Below are 26,701 nucleotides of genomic sequence, written 5' to 3'. Positions count from 1 at the left end.
GTGGTCTTGGGAATTACTTGTCGCAGCCCTGCAGCTTCAGCGTCTGGCCCTGGCGCAGGCTGTAGGCCGGCGCCTTCAGGCCGTTGGCGCGGGCCAGGGTCGGCAGGTCGCACTGGAACTTGGCGGCGATGGCGCCCAGGGTCTCCCCCCGGCCCACCTTGTGGCTGCGCGCCGGCTTCGGCCGGGCGGCCGGCGCCGGGCGCGGTGCCGCCACTGCAGCCACCGGTGCGGTCGGCACGCTGGTGGATGCAGCCGCGTCGGCCACCGGCACCACGCCGCCCACCGCCACGCTACCGGTATAGCTCGACGCGGCCGGGCGCTTGATCGCCGCGTTGAGATCAGCGGTGATCAGCGTGCGGGCGAGGTCGGCACGCGGGCCACTGACGCAGTTGCGCTGGTACAGGCCGGCGATGCGGGTGGTGGCATTGATCAGCGTGCCGGCCGGGATCCAGCCATCGGCCTCATAGCGCGGGTTGAGGTTGCGCAACGCACGCATGTAGCCATCGCGGGTACCGTGGCTGCCCAGGCAGATGGTCAGTTCATAGATGGTGGTGGACTTGGCCAGCCGCAGCGTGGCCGGCTGCGCGCTGATCTTCGGGAACTCCACGCCGTACTGCTGCGGGTGCAGGAAGATCCATGCCGCGGCAATCACCATCGGCACGTAGTCCTTGGTCTCGCCCGGGAACTGGTTGTAGACGCTGTCGGTCCAGAAGCTCTGCCCACCGCTCTGCTTGAACACGCGCGCAGCACGGCCTTCGCCACCGTTATAGGCGGCCACCGACATTTCCACGTTGTTGTTCAGTTCGCGCAGGCGCTCGTTGAGGTAGCTGGCGCTGGCCTCGGCGGCGCTGCGCGCGTCGAAGCGGGTATCGAAGCCGGTGCCGTCCGGGCCCAGGCCGAAACGGCGGCCAGTGGCTGGCATGAACTGCATCAGGCCGGCGGCGCCGGCGCGCGAGGAAGCATGCACACGGCCATTGGATTCCTTGGCCATGATCCCGAACAGCAGCGCCTCGGGCAGGCCGCGCTTTTCCCACTCCGGCCACATCACCGCGCGCAGGTTCTGGTAATTCTCGTAGCTGGTCAGCAGCGCCGGGCGCATGTCGGTCAGCCAGCGGCGGATGCCGGCCTGCACCGCCGGGTTGTACTCGACCATCGTGTCGAAGGCGTGCCGCTTGTCGTTCAGCAGCGCGGCAGCGCGTGCGGCCTCGGGCACGTCGGCGGTGAGCGGGCCGATGTGATCCGGGTCGGCTTCCAGGCGGTCACCGCTCTCGTCGGCCACGTCATCGCTGGCGGCGGCATCGGCGTCGTGCTTGAGCAGCCGCTTGTAGCTGGCCAGCAGGGTCCCCATCTGGCAGCCCTTCTGCTTCACGCAGTCGTTGAGGACATCTTCCATGTCCTCCAGCGCGGCATCGGCCTCGTTGCTGCCCTTGGGGTCGGCATTGGCGACCAGCAGCAGGGCATCGCCGTAGCGCTTTTCGGCGGCGGTCATGCGCTGCTGCAGCGCATCCACCTTCACCTTGTCCCGGGCCGAAACCCGCTGTGCGTGGGCGTCGGGCGCCAGGGAAACCAGGCCGGCCAGGGCCAGCAGCGGCCAACCGCGGGAAATCAGGACAGGAACGGGCATTGATGGCACTGTGTGCAAAACAGGCAGGCAGAGTAGCGGCGCCGCCAAGGTCCGGGCAAGCCGACCTTCGGACCGTCACTGCCGGCGGTTAACATTGGGCTATTCATCACAAGGGCTGGACAATGGATCCGATTCTGCTCGGCAAAGGCATTACCGACGATATTGCCGTCACCCTGCTGCCGAAACTCGGCAACCGCCACGGTCTGGTGGCCGGCGCCACCGGTACCGGCAAGACCGTGACCCTGATGACCCTGGCCGAGGGCTTCTCGCGACGGGGCGTGCCGGTGTTCCTGGCCGATGTGAAGGGCGATGTCTCCGGCCTGGCCGTGCCCGGCAGCGGCGCCGAGAACCTGCTCGAGCGTGCCGTCGAGATCGGCGTGGCCGACTATGCGCCGGCCGCCAGCCCCACCATCTTCTGGGACCTGTACGGCAAGCTGGGCCACCCGGTGCGCACCACGGTCAGCGAGATGGGCCCGACCCTGCTGTCGCGCATCCTCGAATTGAACGACACCCAGGCCGGGGTACTCGACATCGTATTCAAGCTGGCCGACGACCGCGGCCTGCTGCTGCTGGACATGGACGACCTGCGCGCCCTGCTCGGCCTGGTTGCCGAGGAGCGCAAGGACATTTCCACCGAGTACGGCCTGGTCAGTGCGCAGTCGATCGCGGCGATCCAGCGTTCGGTGCTGCGCCTGGCGCAGGACGGTGGCGAGCATTTCTTCGGCGAACCGGCGCTGGAACTGGCCGACATCATGCGGGTCAACCACGACGGCCGCGGCATGATCGGCATCCTCGCCGCCGACCAGCTGGTGCTCAAGCCGAAGCTCTATTCCACCTTCCTGCTGTGGCTGCTGTCGGAGCTGTTCGAGCAGCTGCCGGAGGTGGGCGACCTGGACAAGCCGAAGCTGGTCTTCATCTTCGACGAAGCGCACCTGCTGTTCGACGATGCACCGCCGTCGCTGGTGCAGCGCATCGAGCAGGTGGTGCGCCTGATCCGTTCCAAGGGCGTGGGCGTTTACTTCTGCTCGCAGTTCCCCGACGACGTGCCGGGCAACATTCTCGGCCAGCTGGGCAATCGCGTTCAGCACGCACTGCGTGCGTTCACCCCGCGCGACCAGAAGGCGGTGAAAACCGCGGCCGAGACGTTCGTGCCGAATCCCAAGCTGGACGTGGCCAAGGTGCTGAGCCAGCTCGGCACCGGCGAGGCACTGGTATCCACGCTGCAGGACAAGGGCGTGCCGATGCCCGTGCAGCAGACGTTGATCGCGCCGCCGCGCTGCCGGATGGGACCGATCACCGAGGCCGAGCGTGCACAGGTACGCGCCGGCAGCCCGGTCGGCAGCCGCTACGACACCGCGATCAACCGCGAATCGGCCGCCGAACTGCTGGCCAAGCGCGCGCAGAAGAGCATCGAGCAGGCACAGGCGCCGGCCGCGCGCAGCCGCGAGCAGGACGAAGCTCAGGAAGGGGGTTTCGGCCAGGCCATCAAGGACGCGATCTTCGGCACCAAGCGCCGCCAGGGCATGATCGAGACCATGGCCAAGCAGACCACGCGTACTGTCGGCACCAAGCTGGGCAACCAGATCGTGCGCGGCATCCTCGGTGGCATCTTCGGCGGCAAGCGCTAGCTGCCCCTGCTGGGGTCAGAGCCCTTTCCGCTGGAAAGGGATCTGACGCCGCTCTCTCATTCGTCATCCAGAAAAGAAGTCGTATTGCATGTCTCGTTGGCGTCCCCCCGCAGAAAAAAGCACCGCCCTGATCACCGCTTCCGGGCATGCGCGACTGAAGGCCGAACTGGATGAGCTATGGCGCGTGCGCCGTCCGGAGGTGGTGAAAGCGCTCGCCGCCGCTGCCGCAGAAGGCGACCGTTCCGAGAACGCCGAGTACACCTACCGCAAGAAGCAACTGGGCGAGATCGACCGCCGCGTGCGCTACCTGACCAAGCGGCTGGAATCGCTGCGCGTGGTCGATACCACGCCGACCGATCCGCTGGCAGTGTTCTTCGGCGCGTGGGTGGAACTGGAGAACGTGGACAGCGGCGACACCAGCCGCTACCGCATTGTCGGCCCGGATGAGACCGATGCGGGCCTGGGCTGGATCAGCATCGATTCCCCCCTGGCGCGTGCGCTGCTGAAGAAGCGGCTGGATGATGAGTTCTCGGTGGAGCTGCCCGGCGGGCAGTTCACCTTTGCAGTGATCGGCGTGGAGTACGAGCCTGTGTAGCGTCGAGCCATGCCCGACCTCGCCGCCGTTGTAGAGCCGAGCCCATGCTCGGCTGAAGCGCCGCGCAGCCGGGCATGGGCTCGGCTCTACAACGGTGGCGGGTACGTGCGCCCTGCACGCAGCGGGCGGAAATAGTCGGCATTGCGGTAGAAGGCGGAATCCTGCACGTCGTGCCAGCCTGGGATTCCAGCCAACGGCAGCGGACGCAGCTGCAGCGGATCGGTCACTGCCCTGCCCTCGGCAATGGCCGCAGTCATCACGTCAACGCAGGCAGCATCGGCATCACCCTGCACCACCACGCACTTGCCGACCAGCAATCGCCCCGGCAGCAGTGCCTGTTCCATCAGCGCATGCCCGAATACCACAGTGATGGCGATGTCACCGCTCTGCCAGTTCACCGGCTCAAACAACGCGGGCCAGTCGTGTGCGTCCCAGGCAGCCAGCAGTGAGTCATCGCGCACACGCACGATCACGCCGGTTTCGTCGAACTGGGTCAAGGCGGCCTGCGCGCGGTTGCGCTGGCCGGGTGGCATCGCCTCGATATGCAGGCACTGCCGCACGTTGAGCGCGCGCTTCAGCTGCGGCTGTGAGGCCCACACCAGCGCATTGAACAGGTCGTGCCAGTTGCCGGCACGGGTGGCGATGCGTCCCTGCGCGATACGCACTTCGTAGTGCAGGCCATCGGCCAGCAGCGCGGCGTCCTGTTCAACCAGGCGCTTGCCAGGCACGGCCAGGCGTGCATCGAGCGCCGCGATGGACGGCCATGCGGTGCCGTCCAGCAGGTCACGGAAGTCCTGAAGCCCGGCAAACAGCGGGTGCTCGAACCGCCGTGCAGCTACCGCCGCACGTGGCGGCGGTACGAAGCGCCGTGAACCGCCGCCGTTGCCGGTGGCGGCCGTCGCTGCGATCACAGCACCTTGAGGTCGAACACCGGACGGGGGGCGGCCGCCAGCGCGTCACCGTACAGGTCATGCTCGTCGCTCTCGGTGATCTCCACGTCGACGAATTCGCCCACGCGCAGCGGCACCTGGTCGGCATTCTGGATGTGCACCAGGCCGTCGATCTCCGGGGCATCGGCCTTGGAGCGGGCCACGGCGATGTCGCCTTCGATGCCGTCGACCAGGCACTGCTGCACGGTGCCGATCTTGGCTTCCAGGCGCGCGGCGGAAATCTGCGCCTGTTTCTCCATGAAACGGGCCAGGCGTTCCTGCTTCACCTCTTCCGGCACGGCGTCAGGCAGGTCGTTGGCGGTGGCACCCTCGACCGGCGAGTAGGCGAACGCACCGACGCGATCCAGCTGCGCTTCGTCAAGGAACGACAGCAGTTCCTCGAACTCGGCTTCGGTCTCGCCCGGGAAGCCGACGATGAAGGTCGAACGCACAGTGATGTCCGGCGCGATACGGCGCCAGTTCTGCACGCGCTCCAGGGTCTTCTCCACCGCGCCGGGGCGCTTCATCAGGCGCAGGATGCGCGGGCTGGCGTGCTGGAACGGGATATCCAGGTACGGCAGGATGCGGTTCTCGGCCATCAGCGGCACCACTTCATCCACGTGCGGATACGGGTAGACGTAGTGCATGCGCACCCACGCATCCAGCTCCGACAGGCCTTCGCACAGCGCCTTCAAACGGGTCTGGTAGGCCTTGTCGCGCCACATCTTTTCGGCGTACTTCACGTCCACGCCGTAGGCCGAGGTGTCCTGCGAAACCACCAGCAGCTCGCGCACGCCGCCACGCACCAGGCGCTCGGCTTCACGCAGCACCTCGTCGACCGGGCGCGAAACCAGCTTGCCGCGCATCGACGGAATGATGCAGAAGCTGCATTTGTGGTTGCAGCCCTCGGAGATCTTCAGGTACGCGTAGTGCCGCGGGGTCAGCTTGATACCGTAGTCGGGCACCAGGTCCACGAACGGGTCGTGCTTGGGCGGCAGTGCTTCATGCACCGCTTCCATCACGCTCTGGTAATCCTGCGGGCCGGACACCGCCAGCACGTTGGGGTACGCCTCGCGGATCTGCTCCGGGCGCTTGCCCAGGCAACCGGTGACGATCACCTTGCCGTTCTGGTTCATCGCCTCGCCGATCGCGTCCAGCGACTCGGTCACCGCAGAATCGATGAAGCCACAGGTGTTGACCACCACCACGTCGGCCGAATCGTAGGACGGGACGATGTCGTAGCCTTCCGAGCGGAGCTGGGTGAGGATGCGCTCGGAATCGACGAGGGCCTTCGGGCAGCCAAGGCTGACGAAGCCGACTTTGGGGTTCAGCTGGGACATGGAAATCGCGGGACTCTGGGGGCCTGGGCCCCTGCCGCCATGGCAGGGGTTCCTGGGGGCCGGGGCCTGAAAGGGCGCCAGTATACCGGGGTTGGCGGCCGCGCTCTGAATGCCCAGCCGACCGATACGGCACAGCCACTGACGCCGCGCTAACCGGCGCAGCACCGACAATGCAGTTCTGTTTCCAGCAACGAGGAAGATGACGATGGCCGAGTGGATCACCCTGGATACGCATCACGGCCCGGTACGGGCCTGGCAGGCCCTGCCGGAAGGCACCGCGCGCGGCGGCCTGGTGGTGGTGCAGGAGATCTTCGGCGCCAATCCGCATATCCGCAGCGTGGCCGAGCGCTTCTTCGCGGCGGAAGGCTATGCGGTGCTGGCGCCCTCGTTCTTTGACCTGCTCGATGGCCCCGACGCCGATCCGGACGCGCTGCCCTACGACGCCGACGGCGTGAAGCAGGGCCTGGAACGGGTCGGCGCGCTGGGCATGGAGCGGGCGCTGGAAGTGGTCCGCGCGGCGGCCACCCGGCTGGCCCCCTACGGCAAGGTGGGCACCGTCGGCTACTGCTGGGGCGGCACGGTGGCGATGCTGTCCGCAGTGCGCCTGGGGCTGCCGTCGGTCAGCTACTACGGCGCCCGCAACGTCCAGTTCCTTGATGAGACACCCAAGGCGCCGGTGATCTTCCACTTCGGCGCCCAGGACCGCAGCATCCCACCGGAAGCCGTGCAGGCCCACCGCGAGAAGCTGCCGCAGATGGCCACCTACGTCTATCCGGCCGATCATGCCTTCAACCGGGAGGTCGGACATGCGTATGATCCAGACAGCGCCGCCCTGGCGCTGCAACGCACCCTGGACTTCTTCTCGGAGCATCTTGGATGAGCGAATTCGAACTCGATTCACGCCTGGCCACCGATAGCGTGCTGGTGGCGGAAGGACCGTTGTCGCAAGTGCGGCTGATGAACGACGAACGATTCCCCTGGCTGGTGCTGGTACCGCGCCTGGCCGGGGTCACCGAGTGGATCGAGCTGGACGGCGAGCAGCAGGACAAGCTGCGCACCGAGCTCAACCGCGCCTGCAAGGCCCTGAAGGGCTCCGACGGGGTGGAAAAGATCAACATCGGGGCGCTGGGCAATATCGTGCGCCAGCTGCACTTCCATGTGATCGGCCGCCATGACGGTGATCCGGCCTGGCCGGGCCCGGTCTGGGGCAGCGGCCCGGCGCACCGCTACGAGCCGGCGGCGCTGGACCAGCATGTCGCCTACTGGAAGGAACGGCTAGGATATCCGGCCCTGTCCTGAGCCTTCGCCGACCCGATGCGATTCAACCTCGTTGCCGCCGTCCTGCTGATCCTGATCGGCCTGTTCATGCTCGCCAGCAATCTCGGCTGGACGCACCTGAACCTGTCCAAGCTGCTGCTGACCTGGTGGCCGGTGGCCCTGGTGGGTGTCGGCATCGCGATGCTGTTCGGTCGCGGCAAATAAGAAAGGCGGCGCATTGCGCCGCCTTCCTTCATGTGGAGCCGGGCCATGCTCGGCTGCCCTGCCTTGAAGCCGAGCATGGCTCGGCTCTACAAATCGCCTGCAATCTTCAGGTCCGCGGCAGGGTCACGCCGGTCTGGCCCTGGTACTTGCCGCCACGGTCGCGGTACGACGTCTCGCAGATGTCATCGGCGGCCGCCTGGAAGAACAGCATCTGCGCCACGCCTTCGTTGGCGTAGATGCGCGCCGGCAGCGGCGTGGTGTTGCTGAATTCCAGGGTGACGTGGCCTTCCCATTCCGGCTCCAGCGGCGTCACGTTGACGATGATGCCGCAGCGCGCGTAGGTGCTCTTGCCCAGGCACACCACCAGGGTATCGCGCGGAATGCGGAAGTACTCCACGGTACGCGCCAGCGCGAAGCTGTTGGGCGGGATGATGCACTCATCGCCGACGATATCCACGAAGCTGCCCGGATCGAAGTGCTTGGGATCGACGATCGTCGAGTTGATGTTGGTGAACACCTTGAACTCGCGCGAGCAGCGCACGTCATAGCCATAGCTGGACGTGCCGTAGCTGACGATGCGCTGGCCGTTGGCCTGCTTGACCTGCCCGGCCTCGAACGGCTCGATCATGCCGTGCTGCTCGGACATGCGGCGGATCCAACGGTCACTCTTGATGCTCATGCTTTGTCCTGGGGGTACGAGGGGGCGCGAGGATTCTAGCAGGGGGCCGGCCTGCGCCGGCGGCCCCTGCCCCAGCACTTACAGCAGCGAGGACAGGATCGGGATCGAGGCCCGCGGGCGCTTGCCGACTTCCTCGATCAGGCGCTGCGCGGCATGGCGGTAGGCCTGGGCCGGTGCCGAATCCGGCTGGGCCACGGTGATCGGCGTGCCTGCATCGCCCTGCTCGCGGATGCCGATCTGCAGCGGCAGCGACCCCAGCAGCGGCACGCCGTACTGCGCGGCCATGCGCTCGCCGCCGCCCTCGCCGAACAGGTGCTCGATGTGCCCGCAGCTGCTGCACGTGTGCACCGCCATGTTCTCGACGATGCCCAGCACCGGCACCTCGACCTTCTCGAACATCTTCAGCGCCTTCTTCGCATCCAGCGTGGCGATGTCCTGCGGCGTGGTGACGATCACTGCACCGGCCAACGGAATCTTCTGGGTCAGGGTCAGCTGGATGTCACCCGTGCCCGGCGGCAGGTCGATCAGCAGGAAATCCAGGTCGTCCCACAGGGTATCGTTGAACAGCTGGGTCATCGCCGAGGTGGCCATCGGGCCGCGCCAGATCATCGGGGTGTCTTCTTCGATCAGGTAGCCGATCGACATGGTGTCCACGCCGAACGCACGCAGAGGCTCGATGCTCTTGTTGTCCGGGCTTTCCGGGCGGCCGGACAGCCCCAGCATGGCCGGCACGCTGGGGCCGTAGATGTCGGCGTCGAGCACGCCCACCCGCGCACCGAGCTGCTGCAGCGCCACGGCCAGGTTCACCGAGGTGGTGGACTTGCCGACGCCGCCCTTGCCCGAACCGACCGCGATGACATTGCGGATGCGGGCATGCGGCGTAAGTCCCTTCTGGACCTGGCTGGCATGGGGACGGCGGGGAGAACTGTTCACAACGAGCACCGGCGGAGTCAGGGGGATAACCCGACATCATACAAGCTGGACGTAACCTGACTGAAATTCAGGATTGCGACGGATCCGTGCACAGATTGTTAAGTTCATGTTACGTTCGATCAGCACTGTTTTGAGCTGCGGAGCCCGTTGTTCCGGCCCGCGCGATGGCGCATGCGCAGTGCCGTTTTTGTTTTTTGCTCTCCATTGGAACTACATGAAACACGTCAGCAATACCGCACGTCGCAACACGCTCGCCGTCGCCCTGATTTCCGCTCTGATGGCCGCCGCCCCGGCAATGGCCCAGGACAAGGCGACCAACCTGGACAAGATCACCGTCACCGGTTCGCTGATCCCGCAGACCCAGGTCGAAACCCAGACCCCGGTGATGTCCATCACCGCCGAAGACATCCAGACCCGCGGCTTCAGCAGTGTTGCTGAAGTGCTGCAGCAGTCATCGCTGACCACCGGCGGCCTGCAGGGTGGCCAGACCTCGGGTGCGTTCACCCAGGGCGCCGAAGCCGCCGGCATGTTCGGCCTGAATCCGGGCTACACCAAGTACCTGATCAACGGCCGCCCGATGCTCTCCTATCCGGCGCTGTACAACGGCAGCGAGTCGTTCAACAACATCAGCGGCATTCCGATCGACATCGTCGAGCGCATCGAAGTCCTGCCGGGCGGCCAGTCGTCGCTGTACGGCTCGGACGCGATCGCCGGCGTGGTCAACATCATCCTGAAGGAACGCATGGACGGCGGCACGATGTCGATCCGTGGCGGTACCTACACCGAAGGTGGTGGCAGCAACATCCGCTTCAGCGCCGCCAAGGGCTTCAACGCGTTCGACGACCGCTTCCACGCCCTGGTCAACGTGCAGATCGAAAACGGCAGCCCGATCTGGGGCTACCAGCGTGACATCACCAAGCAGAACAACCCGGTCGGTTACACCGCGCAGTTGCCGTCGAACGACTTTGCTGTCATCGGCAACGCCGACAACAAGCTGTACATGATGGACCCGACCCGCTGCGCCAACGTGGCAGGCCTGTACGACGGCACCACCACCGTCGGCAAGCGTGCATCTGGCGAATCGTGCGGCTCGGTGTACAGCGCCGGCTACAAGACCCTGAAGAACGGCAAGAACAGCGGCCAGTTCTACTCGTCGATGACCTTCGACGTGAACGACAACTTCCAGCTGTTCGCCGACGTGCTGTACAGCAAGGAAAAGACCGAATTCACCTCCGGCTCCAGCGCCCTGTGGTGGGGCACCAAGTCGGTGATGGGCGGCTTCTACGACCAGGGCCTGGGCAAGGTCGTGAACCTGCAGCGCGCCTTCGCGCCGGAAGAAATCGGCCCGGGCCACTACAACAACATCCTGAACTCCGATGAGAGCCGTTCCTACCAGGTCACCCTGGGCGGCAAGGGCATGGTCGGCGACTGGGACTACAGCGCCAGCTTCACCCGCGGCGAATACCGTCTGGACCAGAACCGCTTCGCGCGCTGGAAGGACAAGATCGAAGGCTTCTTCGGCGACACCGTGCTGGGCCCGCGCCTGGGCACCACTGCTGATGGCTTCGGCATCTACAACCCGAACTACACCGCCTTCTACTCGCCGATCACCCCGGACCAGTTCGCCAGCTTCACCGGCTATGGCACCCACCGCAGCAAGACCTGGCAGAACCTCGGTCGCGTGCAGGTGACCAACGGTTCGCTGTTCTCCCTGCCGGGCGGCGACGCCGGCCTGGCCGTCGTGCTGGAAGGCGGCAGCGAAGGTTGGGACTACTCGCCCGACCAGGCCTTCGTCGATGGCAACGCGTGGGGCGCCAGCGCCGTGGCCGGTGCCGGCCACCGCAGCAACTACGCGGTGACCAGCGAACTGCGCATGCCGGTGTTCGAGTCGCTGACCATCAGCGCCTCGGGCCGCTATGACGCCTTCAAGATCGCCGACAAGACCGTCGACAAGGCCACCTACAGCATCGGCCTGGAATACCGTCCGGTGGAAAGCCTGCTGCTGCGCGGCAAGTACGGCACCGCGTTCCGCGCGCCGACCCTGTCCGATGCCTTCCAGGGCATGAGCGGCTCGTTCGCCTCCGGCCAGAACGACTACTACCGCTGCAGCCAGATGGGTTACGCGCTGCGTGACGAAGCCTGCTCGTTCTACAAGACCACCTCGGTGTACAGCGAAAAGTCCGGCAACCCGGACCTGAAGCCGATCACCGCCGACGTGTGGAGCGCAGGCGTGGTGTGGGCCCCGGTGAGCAACTTCTCGCTGTCGGTCGACTACTACAACTGGAAGATCAAGAACGAGGTCAAGACCCTGAGCACCGACCAGCTGCTGCTGGCCGAGTACCAGTGCCACAACGGCCTGCCGAACAACACCTCGGCCAGCTGCCAGAACGTGACCGACTGGGTGACCCGCGACGCCGGTGGCAACCTGACCCGCGTGTACACCCCGAAGCTCAACGTGGCCAGCCAGAACCTGGAAGCGGTGACCGTCGGTGCCAAGTACCAGCAGGACCTGGGCCGCTTCGGTTCGCTGATGTTCTCCGGCAACTACACCAACATGCTCAAGCGTGAAGTGGTGGCCCTGCCGGGTGCGCAGAAGCTGGACCTGCTGAGCGATCCGTACAACATGTGGTACTACGACAACTTCGCCAAGGTACGCGGCGACGTGTCGGTGGGCTGGGCCATCTCCAAGTTCACCACCACCGTGTACGCCAACTACGTCGGCAGCACCCCGAACTACCTGGCCTACACCGGCCGCAGCTACGACTACGTCCACTCCTCCGGCGCCAAGGCCGGCAAGTGGGGCTCGTACACCACGTACAACATGAGCCTGAACTACCAGGCACAGGACGATCTGACCCTGTCGCTGATGGTCAACAACGTGTTCAACAAGCTGCCGGAAGGCCAGCGCTACAACTACCCGGGCAACGAATCGACCCCGTTCAACGACGGCTTCTACAGCGTCTACGGCCGTCAGATCTCGGCCCAGGTCAAGTACGACTTCTGATCCCGTCGTATTCCGGACCGCGTGTCTGGACCAGGCCCCGCTTCGGCGGGGCCTTTTTTTTGCCTACGATCAGGCCGAACCGTCCCGTTCAGAAAAAAGTCACTTTCGAACGGAATGGTGACAATGCGATACAGATCAACCAGATACGTTGATTTCGACGCGCGTTCTCGCAGTCAGCACGGCTGACCAATCACACCTCCATGACTGCATCATGAATGCTTGACAGCCTTGGTTAATGTGATGTTAATCTCGAGTCATCGGCACGTGAAGCCGGTACCAGCGCCGGGCGGCGGCACGCTGCCGACACTGGGCAAGGGACACACGGAGACGTCGACAAGGACCAGTCCCGGTGTACGACGCAATCATTCGATTCAAGGGGATTTCAGATGATCAATCGCAAGTCGCTCAGCAAGCATCCGCTGAGCTTCGCCCTCGCCTCTGCCGTGCTGCTCGCCGCAGCCGCCCCGGCGATCGCCCAGGACGCCTCCAGCACGACGCAGACCGAGGAAGCGCCCAAGTCGAAGGCCACCAACCTGGACACGGTGACCGTCACCGGTTCGCGCATCAGCCGCGACGTGTTCAACTCGGTTTCGCCGGTGCAGGTCGTCACCCGTGAAGAAACCACCCTGGCCGGCTTCAACTCGACCACCGCCGCCCTGCAGAGCACGGCGGTCACCGCCGGTGCGGCACAGATCAACAACGCCTACGGCGGCTACGTCACCGACGGCGGCCCGGGCGCCAACACCCTGGGCCTGCGCGGCCTTGGCCCGACCCGCACCCTGATCCTGCTCAACGGCCGCCGCGTATCGCCGGCCGGTACCCGCGGCTCGGTCGGCTCGACCGACCTGAACGTGCTGCCGAACTCGATCGTCGACCGCGTCGAGATCCTGAAGGACGGCGCCTCGTCCATCTACGGCTCCGACGCCGTGGCCGGCGTGATCAACATCATCACCAAGACCAAGGTCGACGGTGTCACCTTCGAAGCGCAGCACAACGCCACCGACGGTGGCGGCGGTGAAGAGCGCCGTTACTCGATCATGTTCGGTTCCACCGGCGAGCGCTCGCACTTCTCCGGTTCGTATGAGTACTACACCCGCAACGAACTGACCCTGGCCGACCGCAGTTGGGCAGGCGGCTGCCCGACCGACATGTACCGTGACATCGAGGCCGGCGACTCCTGGGGCAGCGGTGACTTCATCGATCCGCTGACCGGCAAGCCCAAGTGCTGGTCGCTCGATGCCGGCGGCACCACCCTGAACACCATCGGCACCAACACCCGTACCGGTGTGGCCGCTCCGGGCGGCGTCGGCACCCGCTTCAACCGCTGGCGCCCGAACGCGGCGATCACCACCGGCCTGGTCGGCTACGAAGGCGTGGACCTGAACACCCGCGACACCTTCGACCCGGCCATGCGCAACGAGTCGCTGATCTCGCCGACCAAGACCCACACCCTGTACTTCCAGGGCGGCTTCGACCTCAATGCACTGGGTGATGCCGAGCTGTACTACGAGTTCCTGGGCAACAAGCGCAAGTCGACCCAGACCGGTTACCGCCAGCTGACCCTGGACTACGCCGTGGGCAGCCCGCTGATCCCGGCCAACCTGCGTGACAGCGTAGCCGGCGCCCCGACCGACCAGACCAGCGGCAGGAACCTGGGCGTGCGTGCGTTCATCGGCTTCGGCAACGACACCAACAAGCAGAACGTCGACTTCCTGCGCTTCAATGCCGGCCTGCGTGGCCACCTGAGCTCGGAGTGGAACTATGACTTCAACGTCATGCACGCCCGCAGCGACGCCGACTACACCTTTGAAAGCTTCCTGACCAGCCGCCTGCGCCAGAGCCTGGACGTGGTCTCCAACGGTGCGGGTGGCTATGTCTGCCGCGACGCTTCCAACGGCTGCATCGCCGCGCCGGCGCTGAACACCAACACCATCGGCGGCAAGCTGCCGCAAGACTGGAAGGACTGGGTGTTCGTGCCGGTCACCGGCAACACGCTGTACAAGGAAACCACGGTCAACTTCAACGTCAACGGCCCGCTGTTCGACATGCCCTACGGCTCGGCCGGCGGCGCGTTCGGCGTCGAGTACCGCAAGGCACGGATCGACGACACCCCGTCGCCGTACTCGATCAATGCCGACCTGTACAACCTGACCAACGCCACCCCGACCCGCGGTTCGGACTCGGTGCTCGAGGCCTACGGCGAACTGGAACTGCCGCTGCTGTCCGGCGTCACCGCTGCCGAGGAACTGACGGTCAACCTGTCCGGCCGCTACACCGACTACAAGTCCTACGGCTCGGATGAGACCTACAAGATCGGCGCGCTGTGGACGCCGGTGAAGTGGCTGTCGTTCCGTGCTTCGTACGGCACCTCCTACCGCGCACCGGCGCTGTTCGAGCAGTTCCTGGGCGGCACCACCGGCTTCCTGAGCAGCAGTGCCGACCCCTGCAACGAGTATGGTGATCGCAACCCGAGCTCGCCGCGCTACCAGAACTGCGCATCGCTGGGCCTGGCACCGGACTACCTAGCCACCCAGGGCGTGACCGTGGTCACCCAGGGTGGTGCCGAGGCCGGCCTGGAAGCCGAAACCTCCAAGGCCAAGACCCTGGGCGTGGTGATCCAGCCAGAATTCGGCAGCGGCTTCGGTGACCTGTCCTTCGCCGCCGACTACTTCGACATCGAAGTGAAGAACGGCGTCGACAGCGCGGGCGGCGCGAACATCCTGTCGCGCTGCTATGACAGCGGCAGTGCCGACTTCTCCTCCGGTTCGGGTCTGTGCCGCCTGGTGGCCCGCAACCCGGTCAACAACCAGCTGGTGGTGACCAACGGCTTCATCAACCTGTCCACCGACAAGGTCCGTGGCCTGGACTTCACCACCCGCTATGTCCGCGAAATCGGCCCGGGCACCCTGCGCACCACGCTGCAGTTCACCCACTACCTGGAACAGGCCAGCAAGGTCTTCTCCGACGATCCGCTGGTGGACTACAACGGCATGCTGTCGCGTCCGGAAAACACCGCCTCGCTGGACCTGAGCTACAAGTGGAAGAACTGGCAGGTGCGTTACGGCCTGGACTGGATCGACAAGATGGACAGCTACGCGTACTACGAGGAGCGCAACCCGGGTGACTTCGATCCGGCTACCTCGGCGTACAAGCTGTACACCCCGAACTACTTCCTGCAGGCCATCTCGGTGAAGTATGAAGCGGATAAGTGGTCGGTCACCGGTGGCGTGCGCAACTTCGCCGACCGCAAGCCGCCGACCATCTCCCAGGGTGTCTACAGCACCGTCGGCAACGCGCTGTTGTACAGCGGCTTTGACTACTTCGGTCGCAGCTACTTCCTGAACATCACGCGTTCGTTCTGATCCTGCTCCCTGCAACCGCCGCCCTTCGGGGCGGCGGTTCCATTTCAGGCACTGCCTTTTCCACAGGCAGCTGCCACTGCATTCCGAGGTTGCAATGAAGCGAACCCTGTTGCTGGCGGCCCTGGCCAGTGTTTCCCCGTCCCTGCACGCCAAGCCCGAAGCTCCGACCATTGAGCAGATGGCGGCCTTCCCCGCCATCTCCAGCCTGTCGCTATCGCCGGATGGCCAGCACATCGCCGGCCTGCGGGCCAATGGCGAAGAGCGCGTGATCGTGGTGTGGCGCACCGATGCACTGGACAAGCCGCCAACGGTGATCGGCGCCAACCGCATGAAGTTCCAGAGCGTGTCGTTCATCAAGAACGGGCAGCTGGCGGTGGTGCTGTGGCAGCCCTACGACCTGCGCGCGGACCGGGTGACCAAGACCTTCGTCAGCAAGTTCTTCATCACCGACATCGAAGGCAAGCAATGGAAGGAGCCGATCACGCCGCCACGTGCCAGCAGCCGCAGCGAGGAGCTCGAGCAGGCCCTGGCCAACGCCACGGTACTGGACACCCTGCCCAACGATCCGGACCACATCCTGGTGGTCAACGGCAGTGGCAGCAGCTCCGGTGACGTCTACAAGGTCGACCTGCGCAACTTCACCTCGCAGCGCATCCAGAAGACCGAAGAGCGCGTGGCCGGCTACATCACCGACCTCGACAGCGAGCTGCGCGCACGCCTGCGCCAGGATGTTGACGGCACCGGTGCCTACGTCGCCACCGAGTTCCGGTCGCCCGCCACCGGTACCTGGGAAGAGCACTTTCGCTCCTATGTGAAGAACCGCGACGTCAACCAGGTGATCGGCTTTGCCGACGACCCGAACATCGCCTTCGTGCTCAGCAATGTCGGCCGCGACAAGGCGATCGTGTATGAGTACGACATCAGCGCGCGCAAGCAGAAGGAAGTGCTGTTCGAGCACAAGCTGTTCAACGCCGGTTCGATGCTGATCAACCGCTTCCGCAAGGGTGCGGTGCCGTTCGGCGAGATCATGGGCATCGGCTACGCCGGTCCGCGCGGTGACGACATGCAGTGGACCTCGCCGCGCATGAAGGCGCTGGACCAGGGCCTGCGCCAGGCCCTGGGCATCACCCAGGAACCGCTGGCGATGGTCGATACCGCCAACGGCCAGCGCTTCACCGCCAACTACGATACCGGCGTGAGCCTGCGCATCGTCGACTACACGGCGGACCTTTCCAACGTGCTGGTCGTTACCTCCGGGCCTTCCAATCCGCCCGAATACCACCTGCTGCACGACGGCAAGCTGACCCTGCTGGCGAAGACCTACCCGCAGATCCAGCCTGCCGCGCTGGGCCAGACCCGGCTGGTCTACTACAAGGCACGCGACGGGCTGGACATTCCTGCATTCCTCACCACGCCCAGCACCGAGCTGTGCGGCGCCGGCCCCTGGAAGGCGGTCGTGCATCCGCACGGCGGGCCCTGGGCGCGCGATGGCATGGACTTCGATGGCTCGATGTGGGTCCCGCTGATGGCATCGCGCTGCATGGCGGTGCTGCGCCCGCAGTTCCGTGGCTCGGCCGACTGGGGCCGCAAGCTGTGGATGGCCGGTGACGCCGAGTGGGGCCAGAAGATGCAGGATGACAAGGACGACGGCGCGCAGTGGATGATCGACCAGAAGATCGCCCGCCCCGGCCACATCGCCATGTTCGGCTTCTCCTATGGCGGCTATTCGGCGTTTGCGGCCTCGGTGCGCCCCAACGGCCTGTACAAATGCGCCATTGCCGGCGCCGGCGTCTCGGATATCAAGAAGATCTGGTCGCGCTTCTATACCAACCCATTCTTCCGCCAGGCCCAGGCCCCCACGGTGGCCGGCCTGAACCCGGTGGACAAGGCCGGCGAGATGAAGATCCCGTTGATGGTCTACCACGGCGATCGCGACCGCACGGTGCCGATCGAACAGTCGGAGTGGTTCGTGAACAAGGCGAAAGGTTCCGGCCAGCCGGTCGAGTTCCACGCCATCGCCGACTACGCCCACGGGCCGGCCTGGACGCGCCGCATCATGGCCGACCAGTTGCAGCTGATAGACGACTACCTGGGCAAAGGCTGCGGCGGCGGCGGCCTGTAAGCGTTACCGGCCTACAGCAGGGGCGCCCGGCGGGCGCCCTTGCACGTTCTGGCCCTTGCGCGGGGACATGACCTTCGACACCCTTGCAGGTCTGGCCGGCGGCGTATCGTTCGGCCCACGGTCGCACCTGCGGCCACTCCCTGACTCACTCGGCCCGGAGGCCATTCAAGTGACCCGTACTCCCAAGATCGTGCTGCTGACCCTGGCCGTTTCGGCCGCGCTGGTCGGCTGCGGCAAGACTGAAACCCCGGCCAAGGACGCCGCCGCCTCCGCCCCGGCCACTGCCGAAGCCACCTATAAGCTGGACGAGAGCAAGCTGCCGGCCTACAACGCCTTCCAGCCGAGCGACCTGGACACCACCAAGGACGCCTGCACCGCCTTTGGCGACTACGTCAACAGCAAGTGGCTGGCCGCCAACGAAATCCCGGGCGACCGCACCAGCTGGGGCGCGTTCACCATCCTCGACGAGCGTTCGGTGGCCGTGCAGCACCAGCTGGCCGAACAGGTCGCGCAGGTCAAGAACCCGAACCACATCGAGAAGATCGTCGGCGACCTGTGGGCGACCGGCATGGACGAAGCGAAGATCAACGCGCAGGGCATCGAGCCGCTGAAGGCGGACCTGGCGGCGATCGACGGCCTGCAGGACAAGGCAGCGATCGCCAACTACCTGCGCACCAGCGCCGCCAAGGGTGACAACGTCCTGTTCGGCTTCGGTGCCGAAGCGGACTTCAAGAACTCGGCCATGAACATGGCCTACGCCAGCCAGGGCGGCCTGGGCCTGCCGGATACCACCTATTACACCGATGCCAAGAACGCCGACAAGCTGAAGGCCTACCAGGCGCACGTCGCCAAGGTGCTGGAGCTGTCCGGCGTCGCCGCGGCCGACGCGGCCAAGCAGGCCGAGGACGTGGTCAAGTTCGAAACCCGCCTGGCCAAGGCTTCCAAGTCGCGCGTCGAGCTGTCGCGCAACGTCGAGCTGTACTACAACCCGGTCACCCTGGCCGACGCCGACAAGCTGACCCCGAACTTCAGCTGGACCGAGTTCTTCAAGTCGCAGGGCGTGGCCGCACCGGAGAAGTTCTCGCTGGCCATGCCGGCTTTCCATGAGGAAGTGAGCAAGGCGCTGGGCGATACCGACCCGTCGGTGTGGCGCGCCTACCTGCGCTTCCACACCGTGGACAGTGCCTCGCCGTACCTGGCTGACGCCTTCGTGCAGGAGAACTACGAGTTCTACGGCAAGACCCTCAACGGCCAGAAGGAACAGAAGCCGCGCTGGAAGCGCGTGCTGGGCACCATCGAGAATGATGCCGGTGAAGCCTTCGGCCAGCTGTACGTGAAGGTTGCCTTCTCGCCGGAAGCCAAGGCGAAGATGGAAGAACTGGTGAAGAACCTGGCCGCCGCGCTGAAGGACCGCATCCAGGGCCTGAGCTGGATGAGCGAGGAAACCAAGGCCAAGGCCATCGCCAAGTGGGAGACCTTCACCCCGAAGATCGGTTACCCGGACAAGTGGCGCGACTGGTCGGGCCTGCAGACCCAGCGCGACAGCTTCCTCGGCAACGTGCGCGCGGCCAACGAGTTCAACTACAAGTTCAACCTGTCCAAGATCGGCAAGCCGGTGGACAAGACCGAGTGGGGCATGACCCCGCAGACCGTCAACGCCTACTACAACCCGCTGCAGAACGAGATCGTGTTCCCGGCCGCCATCCTGCAGCCGCCGTTCTTCGATCCGAAGGCCGACGACGCGCTGAACTACGGCGGCATCGGTGCGGTGATCGGTCATGAGATGACCCACGGCTACGACGACCAGGGTGCGCGCTTCGGGCCGACCGGCAACATGGAAGACTGGTGGACCCCGGCCGACAAGAAGAACTTCGAAGGCCTGACCGGCAAGCTGGTCAAGCAGTTCGACCAGTACAAGGTGGACGGCCAGGCCGTGAACGGCCACCTGACCCTGGGCGAGAACATCGCCGACCTGGGTGGCCTGGCCACCGCCTACGACGCCCTGCAGAAGGCCTCCGCCGGCAAGGAAGATGCGAAGGTCGATGGCTTCACCCGAGACCAGCGCTTCTTCTTCAACTGGGCCACCGTGTGGCGCACCAAGTACACCCCGGAAAACGCCAAGGTCCGCCTGGCCACCGACCCGCACGCCCCGGCGCAGTTCCGGGCCATGGGTGCGCCGTCGAACCTGCCGACCTTCGCCGCCGCGTTCCAGTGCAAGGCCGGTTCGCCGATGGCCCGCACCGGCGAGCAGCAGGTGGTGATCTGGTAAGCAACGGCTGACGTTGCGGCGTACCTGCAAGGGCCCGGGAATTCCCGGGCCTTTGTTTTTCACAGCGCCCGTCATCCACGCATGGCCCACGCCGTTGGAAGATGCCGACCTTGGTCGGCGCACGGCTCGGCGGAGCCACCGTGATGCGTGCATGCCGCGCCCATGCCCGGCTTGCTATAGTGCGCGCGCCCTCAATCCATCACGGATTCGTTCCACATGCCCAACTTCCGTCCGCTTGCCATCGCCCTGGGCATCAGCCTGGCGACTCTGGTCCCGACCCACGATGCGTTTGCCGCCGCCAAGAAGAAGGCCGCACGCGCCCCGGCCGTCAGCGCCCAGTGCAGCGACTTCTATAACACCACCAATGCAGGCTGGTTGAAGGCCAACCCGGTGCCGCAGACCGGCGCCACGACCGCGCTGGGCCAGTTGGTCGACCGCAGCCGCCAGCAGCAGCGCGACCTGCTCGATGCCGCGATGAAGTCGCCGCAGGGCAACGTGCAGAAGCTGCTGGGTGACTTCTGGGCCAGCGGCCTTGACGAAGCCGCCGTGGAAGCGGACGGTTCCAATCCAATCGCCCCGCTGCTGACTCGCATCAACGCCATCAAGAAGGCCAAGGATGTGCCGGCCTCGATCGCCGCGCTGCACCAGGTGGGCATCCCCGTCGCCTTCAACTTCGGCCCTGACGTCGACCTGAAGGCACTGGACCGCCACATCGGTTACTTCATGCAGGGCGGCATGGGCCTGCCGGATCCGGCGTTCTATACCCGCACCGACGCCGATACCGTGGCGCTGATGGGCCGCTACCGCAACTACGTCAAGCAGATCCTGGCGCTGACCGGCACCCCGGCGGCCAAGCTGGATGCCGAATCGCAGGCGGTGATCGCGCTGGAGACCGAGCTGGCGCGCAACGCGCAGTCGCTGGCCGGCATCAACAACCCGTTCAACAACTACGCGCCGATCTCCACCAAGGAGCTCAACAGCCGCTACCGCAACCTGCAGCTGGACGCGTTCCTGAAGGCACAGGGCGTGGACGATGACCTGGTCTCGCTGGCCGACCCAGGCCTGTTCAAGCAGCTCGATGGCATGGTCACCAAGCTCAAGCCGGAGCAGTGGAAAGCTTACCTGCGCTGGCGCGTGGGCGACTCGATGGCGCCGTACCTGTCCAAGGCCTACCGCGACGCCGAGTTCGAATTCCGTGGCCGTGTGCTGCGTGGCCAGACGCTGCCGCCGCAGCGCTGGGAATCCGTGCTGGATGCAATCAATGTGGCCGCCGGCCCGATGGTCGGCCGCGAGTACGCCGCCCGCTACCTGTCGGCCGAAGATCGTCGCCAGGCCGCATGGATCGTCGACAAGGTGCGCGAAGTACAGATCGAGGCGGTAAAGAACAGCAGCTGGATGAGTGCCGAAGCCAAGACCGAAGCGCAGGCCAAGCTGGCTGCGCTGAAGATCGAGATCGGCACTCCACTGCGCGACCTGGACTACAGCGTGCAGCCGATGGGGCGCGGCTCGTTTGGTGGCAACATGCTGATTGCATCGACTTGGCGCCACCGCGAGGAAATGAAGCGCATCGGCAACGGCAATGCCGACCGCCGCTGGGACGTGCTGCCGCAGCAGCCGTCGCTGGCCTACGACCTGGCGCAGAACCGCCTGATCGTCACCGCCGCGATCCTGCAGGGCCCGGTGTTCAACGCCAAGGCCGACGCCGCCGACAAGTTCGGCAGCTTCGGTGGACTGGTCGGCCACGAGCTGACCCGTGCGATCGATGCGAAGGGCGCGCTGGTCGATGCCAAGGGCGAACTGCGCAGCTGGTGGACCCCGGCCGACAAGACCGCCTGGACCCTGCTCGGCAATCGCGTGGCCGCGCAGTACAGCGCCTACGACTTCCCGGGCGTAAAGGGTGCCAAGGTCAACGGCACGCTGACCCAGGAAGAGAACCTGGCCGACATCGCCGGCCTGGAACTGGCCTGGGCGGCGTATACCGCGCAGGAACCGAAGGCCAAGCAGGCACAGCAGCAGGGCTTCTTCCGCGCCTGGTCGGCACTGTGGGTACAGCAGCTGTCGCCGAACGAGGCCGCGCGCCGCCTGACCGCCGACATCCGCGCACCGGGCCTGTGGCGCAGCAACGGCACGCTGGCCAACCTGCCGGCGTTCGGTGCCACCTTCAGTTGCAAGGCCGGGCAGCCGATGCAGCGCAGCGAAGCCGACCAGATCAAGGTCTGGCGCTGAGCCCGCGGCCGCACTGGTAGTACAAAGGGCGCCTTCGGGCGCTCTTTTTTTGCGGGTGCAGCACGATCCCGGGTTAACACTGCGCGTGCTATCGCTGCGGCTTCGTCCAACGTGGAGCCGGACATGGCACACAAGAACACGATCTGTATCTGGTACGACAACGGCGCGCTCGAGGCCGCCACCTTCTATGCCAACACCTTTCCCGACAGCGCGGTGACCGCTGTCCACCACGCCCCGGGCGACTACCCGGACGGCAGGGAGGGCAACATACTGACCGTCGAATTCACGGTCTGCGGCATCCCCTGCGTCGGCCTCAACGGCGGCACCGCGTTCAAGCACAGCGAAGCCTTCTCCTTCCAGATCCAGACCGAGGACCAGGCCGAGACTGACCGCTTGTGGAACGCCATCGTCAGCAACGGCGGACAGGAGAGCCAGTGCGGTTGGTGCAAGGACCGATGGGGCGTTTCCTGGCAGATCAGCCCACGCATGCTGATCGAAGCGGTGACCAGCCAGGACAAGGCACTGGCCAAGCGCGCCTTCAATGCGATGATGCCGATGAAGAAGATCGACATCGCCACCATCGAAGCGGCAATCAAAAAAGGGGACGGAGGGGATTAAGTCGTTTCTTCCCCCCTGTGCGCAGATGCGGATTGCGACTTAATCCCCTCCGTCCCCTTTCTCCGAGGTGCTGATGTCCTGGGATGCGATCATCATCGGTGGCGGCCACAACGGCCTGGTCTGCGCGGCCTATCTCGCACGCGCTGGCAAGAAGGTGCTGGTGCTGGAACGTCGTGGCGTTCTCGGCGGCGCGGCGGTCACCGAGGAATTCCACCCCGGGTTCCGCAACTCGGTGGCGTCATACACGGTGTCGCTGCTGCAACCAAAGGTAATCGACGACCTGCAGCTGCATGCGCATGGGCTGCGCATCATCAGTCGCCCGGCCAACAACTTCCTGCCATTGCCGGACGGCCGCTACCTGCTGTCCGCACCGGGCCGCACCCAGGCCGGGGTCGCGAAGTTCTCCGAGCGGGATGCACAGCGGCTACCCGAATACGAAGCGCGCCTGGAGATCTTCGCTGATGTGCTGCGCGCCTGGGCCCTGCGCGCGCCGCCGGACCTGGGTGCAGCAGGCGGTTGGCGTGCGCTGCCCGCCCTGTGGCAGATGGGCCGCCTCGGTCGTGAACTGGCCACGCTGGATGCCTCGCTGCGGCAGGAGCTGCTGGACCTTTTCACGCTGTCGGCGGCCGAGTACCTGGACCGCTGGTTCGAAAGCGAGCCGATCAAGGCGCTGTTCGGCTTCGATGGCATCGTCGGCAACTACGCAAGCCCCTATACACCGGGCAGTGCCTACGTACTGCTGCACCACGTGTTCGGCCAGTGCAATGGCATGAAAGGTGCGTGGGGCCATGCGATCGGTGGCATGGGCGCGATCAGCCAGGCCATCGCCACTGCCGCGCGGGAGGCCGGGGCTGAGCTGCGCGTGGATGCCGGTGTGCAACGCCTGCTGATCGAGCAGGGTCGTGTCGTGGGCGTGGCGCTGGCCAACGGCGAAATCCTGCGCGCACGCGCGATGATCGCCAACGTCAATCCAAAGCTGCTGTACGAGCAGATGCTGGCACCGGAGCAGGTACCGGACGCAACGCGCGAACGCATGGCGAACTGGCGCTGCGGTTCCGGCACGTTCCGGATGAATGTCGCGCTGTCGCAGCTGCCGGACTTCCGCGCTCTGCCCGGTCCCGGCGATCACCTCAGCGCCGGCATCATCATGGCCCCAAGCCTGGATTACATGGACCGTGCCTGGCTGGATGCGCGTCGCAATGGCTGGTCACGCGAACCAATCGTGGAAATGCTCATTCCCAGCACGCTGGACGATTCGCTGGCGCCGCCGGGGAAGCACGTCGCCAGCCTGTTCTGCCAGCACGTGGCGCCCGTGCTGCCCGGCGGGCGTCACTGGGATGATCATCGTGAAACGGTGGCCGATCTGATGATCGCCACCGTTGAACGGTATGCGCCGGGTTTCGCTGGCAGCGTACTGGGCCGCCAGGTGCTGTCACCGCTGGATCTGGAGCGCACCTTCGGCCTGATCGGCGGCGACATCTTCCACGGAGCGCTCAGTGCCAACCAGTTGTTCTCGGCACGGCCGATGGTTGGCCAGGCTGGCTATCGTGGTGCCCTGCCCGGCCTGTATCTGTGCGGGTCGGGAACACATCCCGGGGGCGGCGTGACCGGCGCGCCAGGTCACAATGCGGCGCAGGTAGTGTTGCAGGATCTGTGAGGGCGTGCCAACCAAGGTTGGCACCTACCCGCGTGGGAGAAGGCGTGCCGACCAACGGTCGGCACCTACAGCGTCAAATGATCCTTCGGATCATTTGACGCTGCGCAGATGGTTCGGGCGCTTCGGTGGGCCGGGCGGTCGGCGCTTGTTGAACGGCGGCTGCCCGCGCCAGTAGCGAATCAGCAACCAGCCGAACAGCATGCCGCCGAGGTGCGCGAAGTGGGCCACGCCCGGCTGCCAGCCGGTCATGCCCAGCACCAGTTCGCCCACGCCGAACAGGATCACGAAGGTGCGCGCCTTCATCGGGATTGGTGGGAACAGCAGCATCACCCGCTGGTTCGGGAACAGCATGCCGTAGGCCAGCAGCAGGCCGAACACGCCGCCAGAGGCACCCAGCACCGTGGCCGGGTTCTCCAGCAGCGTACCCACCAGCAGCTGGCAGACACCGGCACCGGCCACGCAGACCAGGTAATACAGCAGGAAGCGCTTCTCGCCCCAGGTCTGCTCCAGTGGCGCACCGAACATGAAGACCGCCAGCATGTTGAAGAACAGGTGGCCGAAGCTGCCATGCAGGAAGCCATAGGTCAGCAGCTGCCAAGGCTGGAAGTTGCCACCCGGCGAGAACGCATCGAAGCCCTGCTGCAGCGGTTGCAGCATGAACGGCTCAAAGGTCTGCATGCCGAGCAGGAACGGCTGCTGCAGCAGGAACAGGATCGCGTTGGCGATCAGCAGGGCCTTGGTGACGGTTGGCAGTCGCGGGAACATGGGAGCACCGGCATGGAACGACCTCCATCATAGCCGCAGCACCGCGCCTTGTTGGCGACCCGCAGGTCCGGCCTGTTCAGTCGCCAGCGGCGCTCAGCCCGGCCCCCATACGGCAGCATCCAGCGCTACCGCCGGATCGGTCGTGGGCATCTGCACCCGGCCGTTCTCAACCACCACGCCCTCGGCACGCAGCCGCTGCGACTGCTCGCGCCAGCCCGCCGACCCTTCTTCCATGGCGATGCGCCCATCCGAGCGCAGCACGCGGTGCCAGGGTAGGTCCGGGTCGTCGTTCTGGCCCAGGATGCGCGCGGTCAGGCGTGCACGCCCGGGCAGGCCCGCGCGCATCGCCACCTGGCCGTAGCCCATCACCTGCCCCGCCGGGATCGCGCGGATCACCGCCAGGATGCGCGCACGCGCCTGCTCCGGCGTCAGCGCCGCAGGCGGGTCACCAGCAGAACGCCGATCAGCACCAGCACGGTGCCGGCGATCTGTGCCGGCCCCATCGGTTCGTCGAGCAGCCATAGGCTCATCACGATGGTGGAAACAGGGCCCAGCATACCGACCTGTGCGGCCAGCGACGAACCCACGCGCTGCACCGCCAACATGATCGCCAGCACCGGCAGCACCGTGCAGACAGTGGCATTGACCAGCGACAGCCACTGTACCGGCGCCGGTGCCTGCCACAGCAGTGGCAGCGGATGGGTCACCGCGAAATGCAGCAGCACCAGCACGCTGGCCACGCAGCTGGCATAGGCCGTCAGCCGCACTGCACCGATGCGCGCGACCACCTGCCCGCTGCCGAACAGGTACAGCGCGTAGCTGAGCGCACTGCCCAGCACCAGCAGGCTGCCGACGATGATCTGGCCGCCCTCGCGCTGCAGGTCGTGCCCGAAGGCCAGCAGCACGCCGAGGTAACTCAGCACCAGCGCGCCGATCTGCCAGCGTCCCGGCCGCTGGCGCGCCAGCAGCACGTTGATCAGCAGCACCAGGGTCGGGTTCAAGTACAGGATCAGCCGTTCCAGCGTCACGCTGATGTACTGCAGGCCCTGGAAATCGAGCAGGCTGGACAGGTAATAGCCGGTGAAGCCCAGCCACAGCACGCGGGCGCGGTCGGCCCAGGACAGCGGTGTGGCCCGGCGCGCGGCCCACAAGGCCATCAACGCGAACAAGGGCAGCGCCATCAGCATGCGCAGGGCGAGCAGCGTGGTGGCATCCACGCCGTGGCGCAGGCCGAGCTTGACGATGATGGCCTTGCCGGAAGCAGCAATGGCGCCGATCGCAGCCAGGCCGATACCCCCCAGCGCGATGCGGGGGGAAGCCGTAGCGATGCGGGAAGCGGGCGTGGACATCAGGACGACGGCGGGCCGCGCAGAGCGGCCCGGTAAGGCGTGGGGGCGCCCATTGTCGCACGGGCGCCCCCGGTGCCCTGTAGAGCCGAGCCTGCGCTCGGCTTCGCCAAGCCTGGGCG

At 65.9% G+C, this 26,701-nt stretch carries 20 protein-coding genes; 12 read left to right on the top strand and 8 right to left on the bottom strand.

Annotated features, from left to right (window positions below; genetic code table 11):
* Positions 1–13: 13 nt before the first annotated feature.
* Positions 14–1,624 (bottom strand): transglycosylase SLT domain-containing protein, encoded by a 1,611-nt coding sequence (locus tag WDC87_RS00600; protein ID WP_252745397.1) that lies wholly within the window; start codon positions 1,622–1,624, stop codon positions 14–16.
* Between the two features lie 122 nt (positions 1,625–1,746).
* Between WDC87_RS00600 and WDC87_RS00595 the strand changes: the two genes are divergently transcribed.
* Complete coding sequence (locus tag WDC87_RS00595; protein ID WP_252745396.1) at positions 1,747–3,252, top strand: helicase HerA-like domain-containing protein; 1,506 nt, start codon at positions 1,747–1,749, stop codon at positions 3,250–3,252.
* A gap of 88 nt (positions 3,253–3,340) precedes the next feature.
* Positions 3,341–3,847: a transcription elongation factor GreB gene (gene greB, locus WDC87_RS00590; protein WP_005418006.1), complete on the top strand. Its 507-nt coding sequence runs from the start codon at positions 3,341–3,343 to the stop codon at positions 3,845–3,847.
* 86 nt (positions 3,848–3,933) lie between these two features.
* Here greB and WDC87_RS00585 read toward each other — a convergent pair whose 3' ends face one another.
* Complete coding sequence (locus tag WDC87_RS00585) at positions 3,934–4,758, bottom strand: DUF3025 domain-containing protein (RefSeq protein ID WP_088497836.1); 825 nt, start codon at positions 4,756–4,758, stop codon at positions 3,934–3,936.
* Positions 4,755–6,116: a 30S ribosomal protein S12 methylthiotransferase RimO gene (rimO, locus tag WDC87_RS00580; RefSeq protein ID WP_111201698.1), complete on the bottom strand. Its 1,362-nt coding sequence runs from the start codon at positions 6,114–6,116 to the stop codon at positions 4,755–4,757. The genes WDC87_RS00585 and rimO overlap by 4 nt, the downstream gene beginning before the upstream one ends.
* 205 nt (positions 6,117–6,321) lie before the next feature.
* Here rimO and WDC87_RS00575 point away from each other — a divergent pair, with 205 nt between their 5' ends.
* The 3 genes from WDC87_RS00575 to WDC87_RS00565 are packed head-to-tail and all read left to right on the top strand — an operon-like array spanning position 6,322 to position 7,598.
* Positions 6,322–6,996: a dienelactone hydrolase family protein gene (locus tag WDC87_RS00575; RefSeq protein ID WP_301655187.1), complete on the top strand. Its 675-nt coding sequence runs from the start codon at positions 6,322–6,324 to the stop codon at positions 6,994–6,996.
* Positions 6,993–7,415, top strand: a complete 423-nt coding sequence (locus tag WDC87_RS00570; RefSeq protein WP_049414742.1) for an HIT family protein — start codon at positions 6,993–6,995, stop codon at positions 7,413–7,415. Before WDC87_RS00575 ends, WDC87_RS00570 begins: the two co-directional genes overlap by 4 nt.
* A gap of 15 nt (positions 7,416–7,430) precedes the next feature.
* Positions 7,431–7,598 carry a DUF5668 domain-containing protein gene (locus WDC87_RS00565; RefSeq protein WP_005418011.1) on the top strand — a complete coding sequence of 56 codons (168 nt, stop codon included), beginning with the start codon at positions 7,431–7,433 and terminating at the stop codon, positions 7,596–7,598.
* Between the two features lie 106 nt (positions 7,599–7,704).
* Here WDC87_RS00565 and dcd read toward each other — a convergent pair whose 3' ends face one another.
* Both dcd and apbC read right to left on the bottom strand, forming a co-directional pair.
* Positions 7,705–8,277: a dCTP deaminase gene (dcd, locus tag WDC87_RS00560; RefSeq protein ID WP_005418012.1), complete on the bottom strand. Its 573-nt coding sequence runs from the start codon at positions 8,275–8,277 to the stop codon at positions 7,705–7,707.
* A gap of 78 nt (positions 8,278–8,355) precedes the next feature.
* Positions 8,356–9,210 (bottom strand): iron-sulfur cluster carrier protein ApbC, encoded by an 855-nt coding sequence (gene apbC / locus WDC87_RS00555; RefSeq protein ID WP_005418013.1) that lies wholly within the window; start codon positions 9,208–9,210, stop codon positions 8,356–8,358.
* 214 nt (positions 9,211–9,424) lie between these two features.
* On the opposite strand from apbC, the gene WDC87_RS00550 reads away from it, so the two are divergent.
* From WDC87_RS00550 to WDC87_RS00520, 7 genes are all read left to right on the top strand, one after another.
* Complete coding sequence (locus tag WDC87_RS00550) at positions 9,425–12,214, top strand: TonB-dependent receptor (protein WP_072168514.1); 2,790 nt, start codon at positions 9,425–9,427, stop codon at positions 12,212–12,214.
* Positions 12,215–12,600: 386 nt separating this feature from the next.
* A complete protein-coding gene (locus WDC87_RS00545) occupies positions 12,601–15,576 on the top strand; it encodes a TonB-dependent receptor (protein ID WP_005418015.1) in 2,976 nt (991 codons plus the stop codon).
* A 94-nt stretch (positions 15,577–15,670) separates the two neighbouring features.
* Positions 15,671–17,698: a prolyl oligopeptidase family serine peptidase gene (locus WDC87_RS00540; protein ID WP_072168515.1), complete on the top strand. Its 2,028-nt coding sequence runs from the start codon at positions 15,671–15,673 to the stop codon at positions 17,696–17,698.
* A 169-nt stretch (positions 17,699–17,867) separates the two neighbouring features.
* A complete protein-coding gene (locus tag WDC87_RS00535) occupies positions 17,868–19,967 on the top strand; it encodes a M13-type metalloendopeptidase (RefSeq protein WP_252745395.1) in 2,100 nt (699 codons plus the stop codon).
* Between the two features lie 216 nt (positions 19,968–20,183).
* Positions 20,184–22,193: a M13 family metallopeptidase gene (locus WDC87_RS00530; RefSeq protein WP_301655188.1), complete on the top strand. Its 2,010-nt coding sequence runs from the start codon at positions 20,184–20,186 to the stop codon at positions 22,191–22,193.
* Between the two features lie 123 nt (positions 22,194–22,316).
* Positions 22,317–22,811: a VOC family protein gene (locus tag WDC87_RS00525; protein WP_252745393.1), complete on the top strand. Its 495-nt coding sequence runs from the start codon at positions 22,317–22,319 to the stop codon at positions 22,809–22,811.
* A 73-nt stretch (positions 22,812–22,884) separates the two neighbouring features.
* Positions 22,885–24,468, top strand: coding sequence for an NAD(P)/FAD-dependent oxidoreductase (locus WDC87_RS00520; RefSeq protein ID WP_227836926.1), 1,584 nt, complete (start codon positions 22,885–22,887; stop codon positions 24,466–24,468).
* A 90-nt stretch (positions 24,469–24,558) separates the two neighbouring features.
* On the opposite strand, the gene WDC87_RS00515 is transcribed toward WDC87_RS00520, so the two are convergent.
* The 3 genes from WDC87_RS00515 to WDC87_RS00505 all read right to left on the bottom strand — a co-directional run bounded on the left by WDC87_RS00515 (position 24,559) and on the right by WDC87_RS00505 (position 26,582).
* Positions 24,559–25,233 (bottom strand): rhomboid family intramembrane serine protease, encoded by a 675-nt coding sequence (locus WDC87_RS00515; protein ID WP_005410509.1) that lies wholly within the window; start codon positions 25,231–25,233, stop codon positions 24,559–24,561.
* Between the two features lie 93 nt (positions 25,234–25,326).
* Positions 25,327–25,665 (bottom strand): MGMT family protein, encoded by a 339-nt coding sequence (locus WDC87_RS00510; RefSeq protein WP_227836960.1) that lies wholly within the window; start codon positions 25,663–25,665, stop codon positions 25,327–25,329.
* The gene (locus WDC87_RS00505) at positions 25,662–26,582 is read right to left on the bottom strand and encodes a DMT family transporter (protein ID WP_061479639.1); all 921 of its coding nucleotides are present in this window, start codon (positions 26,580–26,582) and stop codon (positions 25,662–25,664) included. The genes WDC87_RS00510 and WDC87_RS00505 overlap by 4 nt, the downstream gene beginning before the upstream one ends.
* Between the last annotated feature and the right edge of the window lie 119 nt (positions 26,583–26,701).

Origin of the sequence: Stenotrophomonas maltophilia group sp. Smal12 (assembly GCF_037079935.1) — a bacterium.
GTDB classification, from domain to species: domain Bacteria; phylum Pseudomonadota; class Gammaproteobacteria; order Xanthomonadales; family Xanthomonadaceae; genus Stenotrophomonas; species Stenotrophomonas sepilia.
The sequence above is the reverse complement of the archived record's forward strand: the minus strand, read 5'-3'. Positions and strand labels throughout refer to the sequence as shown.

Coding starts and splice junctions, on each gene's coding strand:
- WDC87_RS00600 (WP_252745397.1), bottom strand. CDS start 1,624: ATGCCCGTTCCTGTCCTGATTTCCCGCGGTTGGCCGCTGCTGGCCCTG.
- WDC87_RS00595 (WP_252745396.1), top strand. CDS start 1,747: ATGGATCCGATTCTGCTCGGCAAAGGCATTACCGACGATATTGCCGTC.
- greB (WP_005418006.1), top strand. CDS start 3,341: ATGTCTCGTTGGCGTCCCCCCGCAGAAAAAAGCACCGCCCTGATCACC.
- rimO (WP_111201698.1), bottom strand. CDS start 6,116: ATGTCCCAGCTGAACCCCAAAGTCGGCTTCGTCAGCCTTGGCTGCCCG.
- WDC87_RS00575 (WP_301655187.1), top strand. CDS start 6,322: ATGGCCGAGTGGATCACCCTGGATACGCATCACGGCCCGGTACGGGCC.
- WDC87_RS00570 (WP_049414742.1), top strand. CDS start 6,993: ATGAGCGAATTCGAACTCGATTCACGCCTGGCCACCGATAGCGTGCTG.
- WDC87_RS00565 (WP_005418011.1), top strand. CDS start 7,431: ATGCGATTCAACCTCGTTGCCGCCGTCCTGCTGATCCTGATCGGCCTG.
- dcd (WP_005418012.1), bottom strand. CDS start 8,277: ATGAGCATCAAGAGTGACCGTTGGATCCGCCGCATGTCCGAGCAGCAC.
- WDC87_RS00550 (WP_072168514.1), top strand. CDS start 9,425: ATGAAACACGTCAGCAATACCGCACGTCGCAACACGCTCGCCGTCGCC.
- WDC87_RS00545 (WP_005418015.1), top strand. CDS start 12,601: ATGATCAATCGCAAGTCGCTCAGCAAGCATCCGCTGAGCTTCGCCCTC.
- WDC87_RS00540 (WP_072168515.1), top strand. CDS start 15,671: ATGAAGCGAACCCTGTTGCTGGCGGCCCTGGCCAGTGTTTCCCCGTCC.
- WDC87_RS00530 (WP_301655188.1), top strand. CDS start 20,184: ATGCCCAACTTCCGTCCGCTTGCCATCGCCCTGGGCATCAGCCTGGCG.
- WDC87_RS00525 (WP_252745393.1), top strand. CDS start 22,317: ATGGCACACAAGAACACGATCTGTATCTGGTACGACAACGGCGCGCTC.
- WDC87_RS00520 (WP_227836926.1), top strand. CDS start 22,885: ATGTCCTGGGATGCGATCATCATCGGTGGCGGCCACAACGGCCTGGTC.
- WDC87_RS00515 (WP_005410509.1), bottom strand. CDS start 25,233: ATGTTCCCGCGACTGCCAACCGTCACCAAGGCCCTGCTGATCGCCAAC.
- WDC87_RS00505 (WP_061479639.1), bottom strand. CDS start 26,582: ATGTCCACGCCCGCTTCCCGCATCGCTACGGCTTCCCCCCGCATCGCG.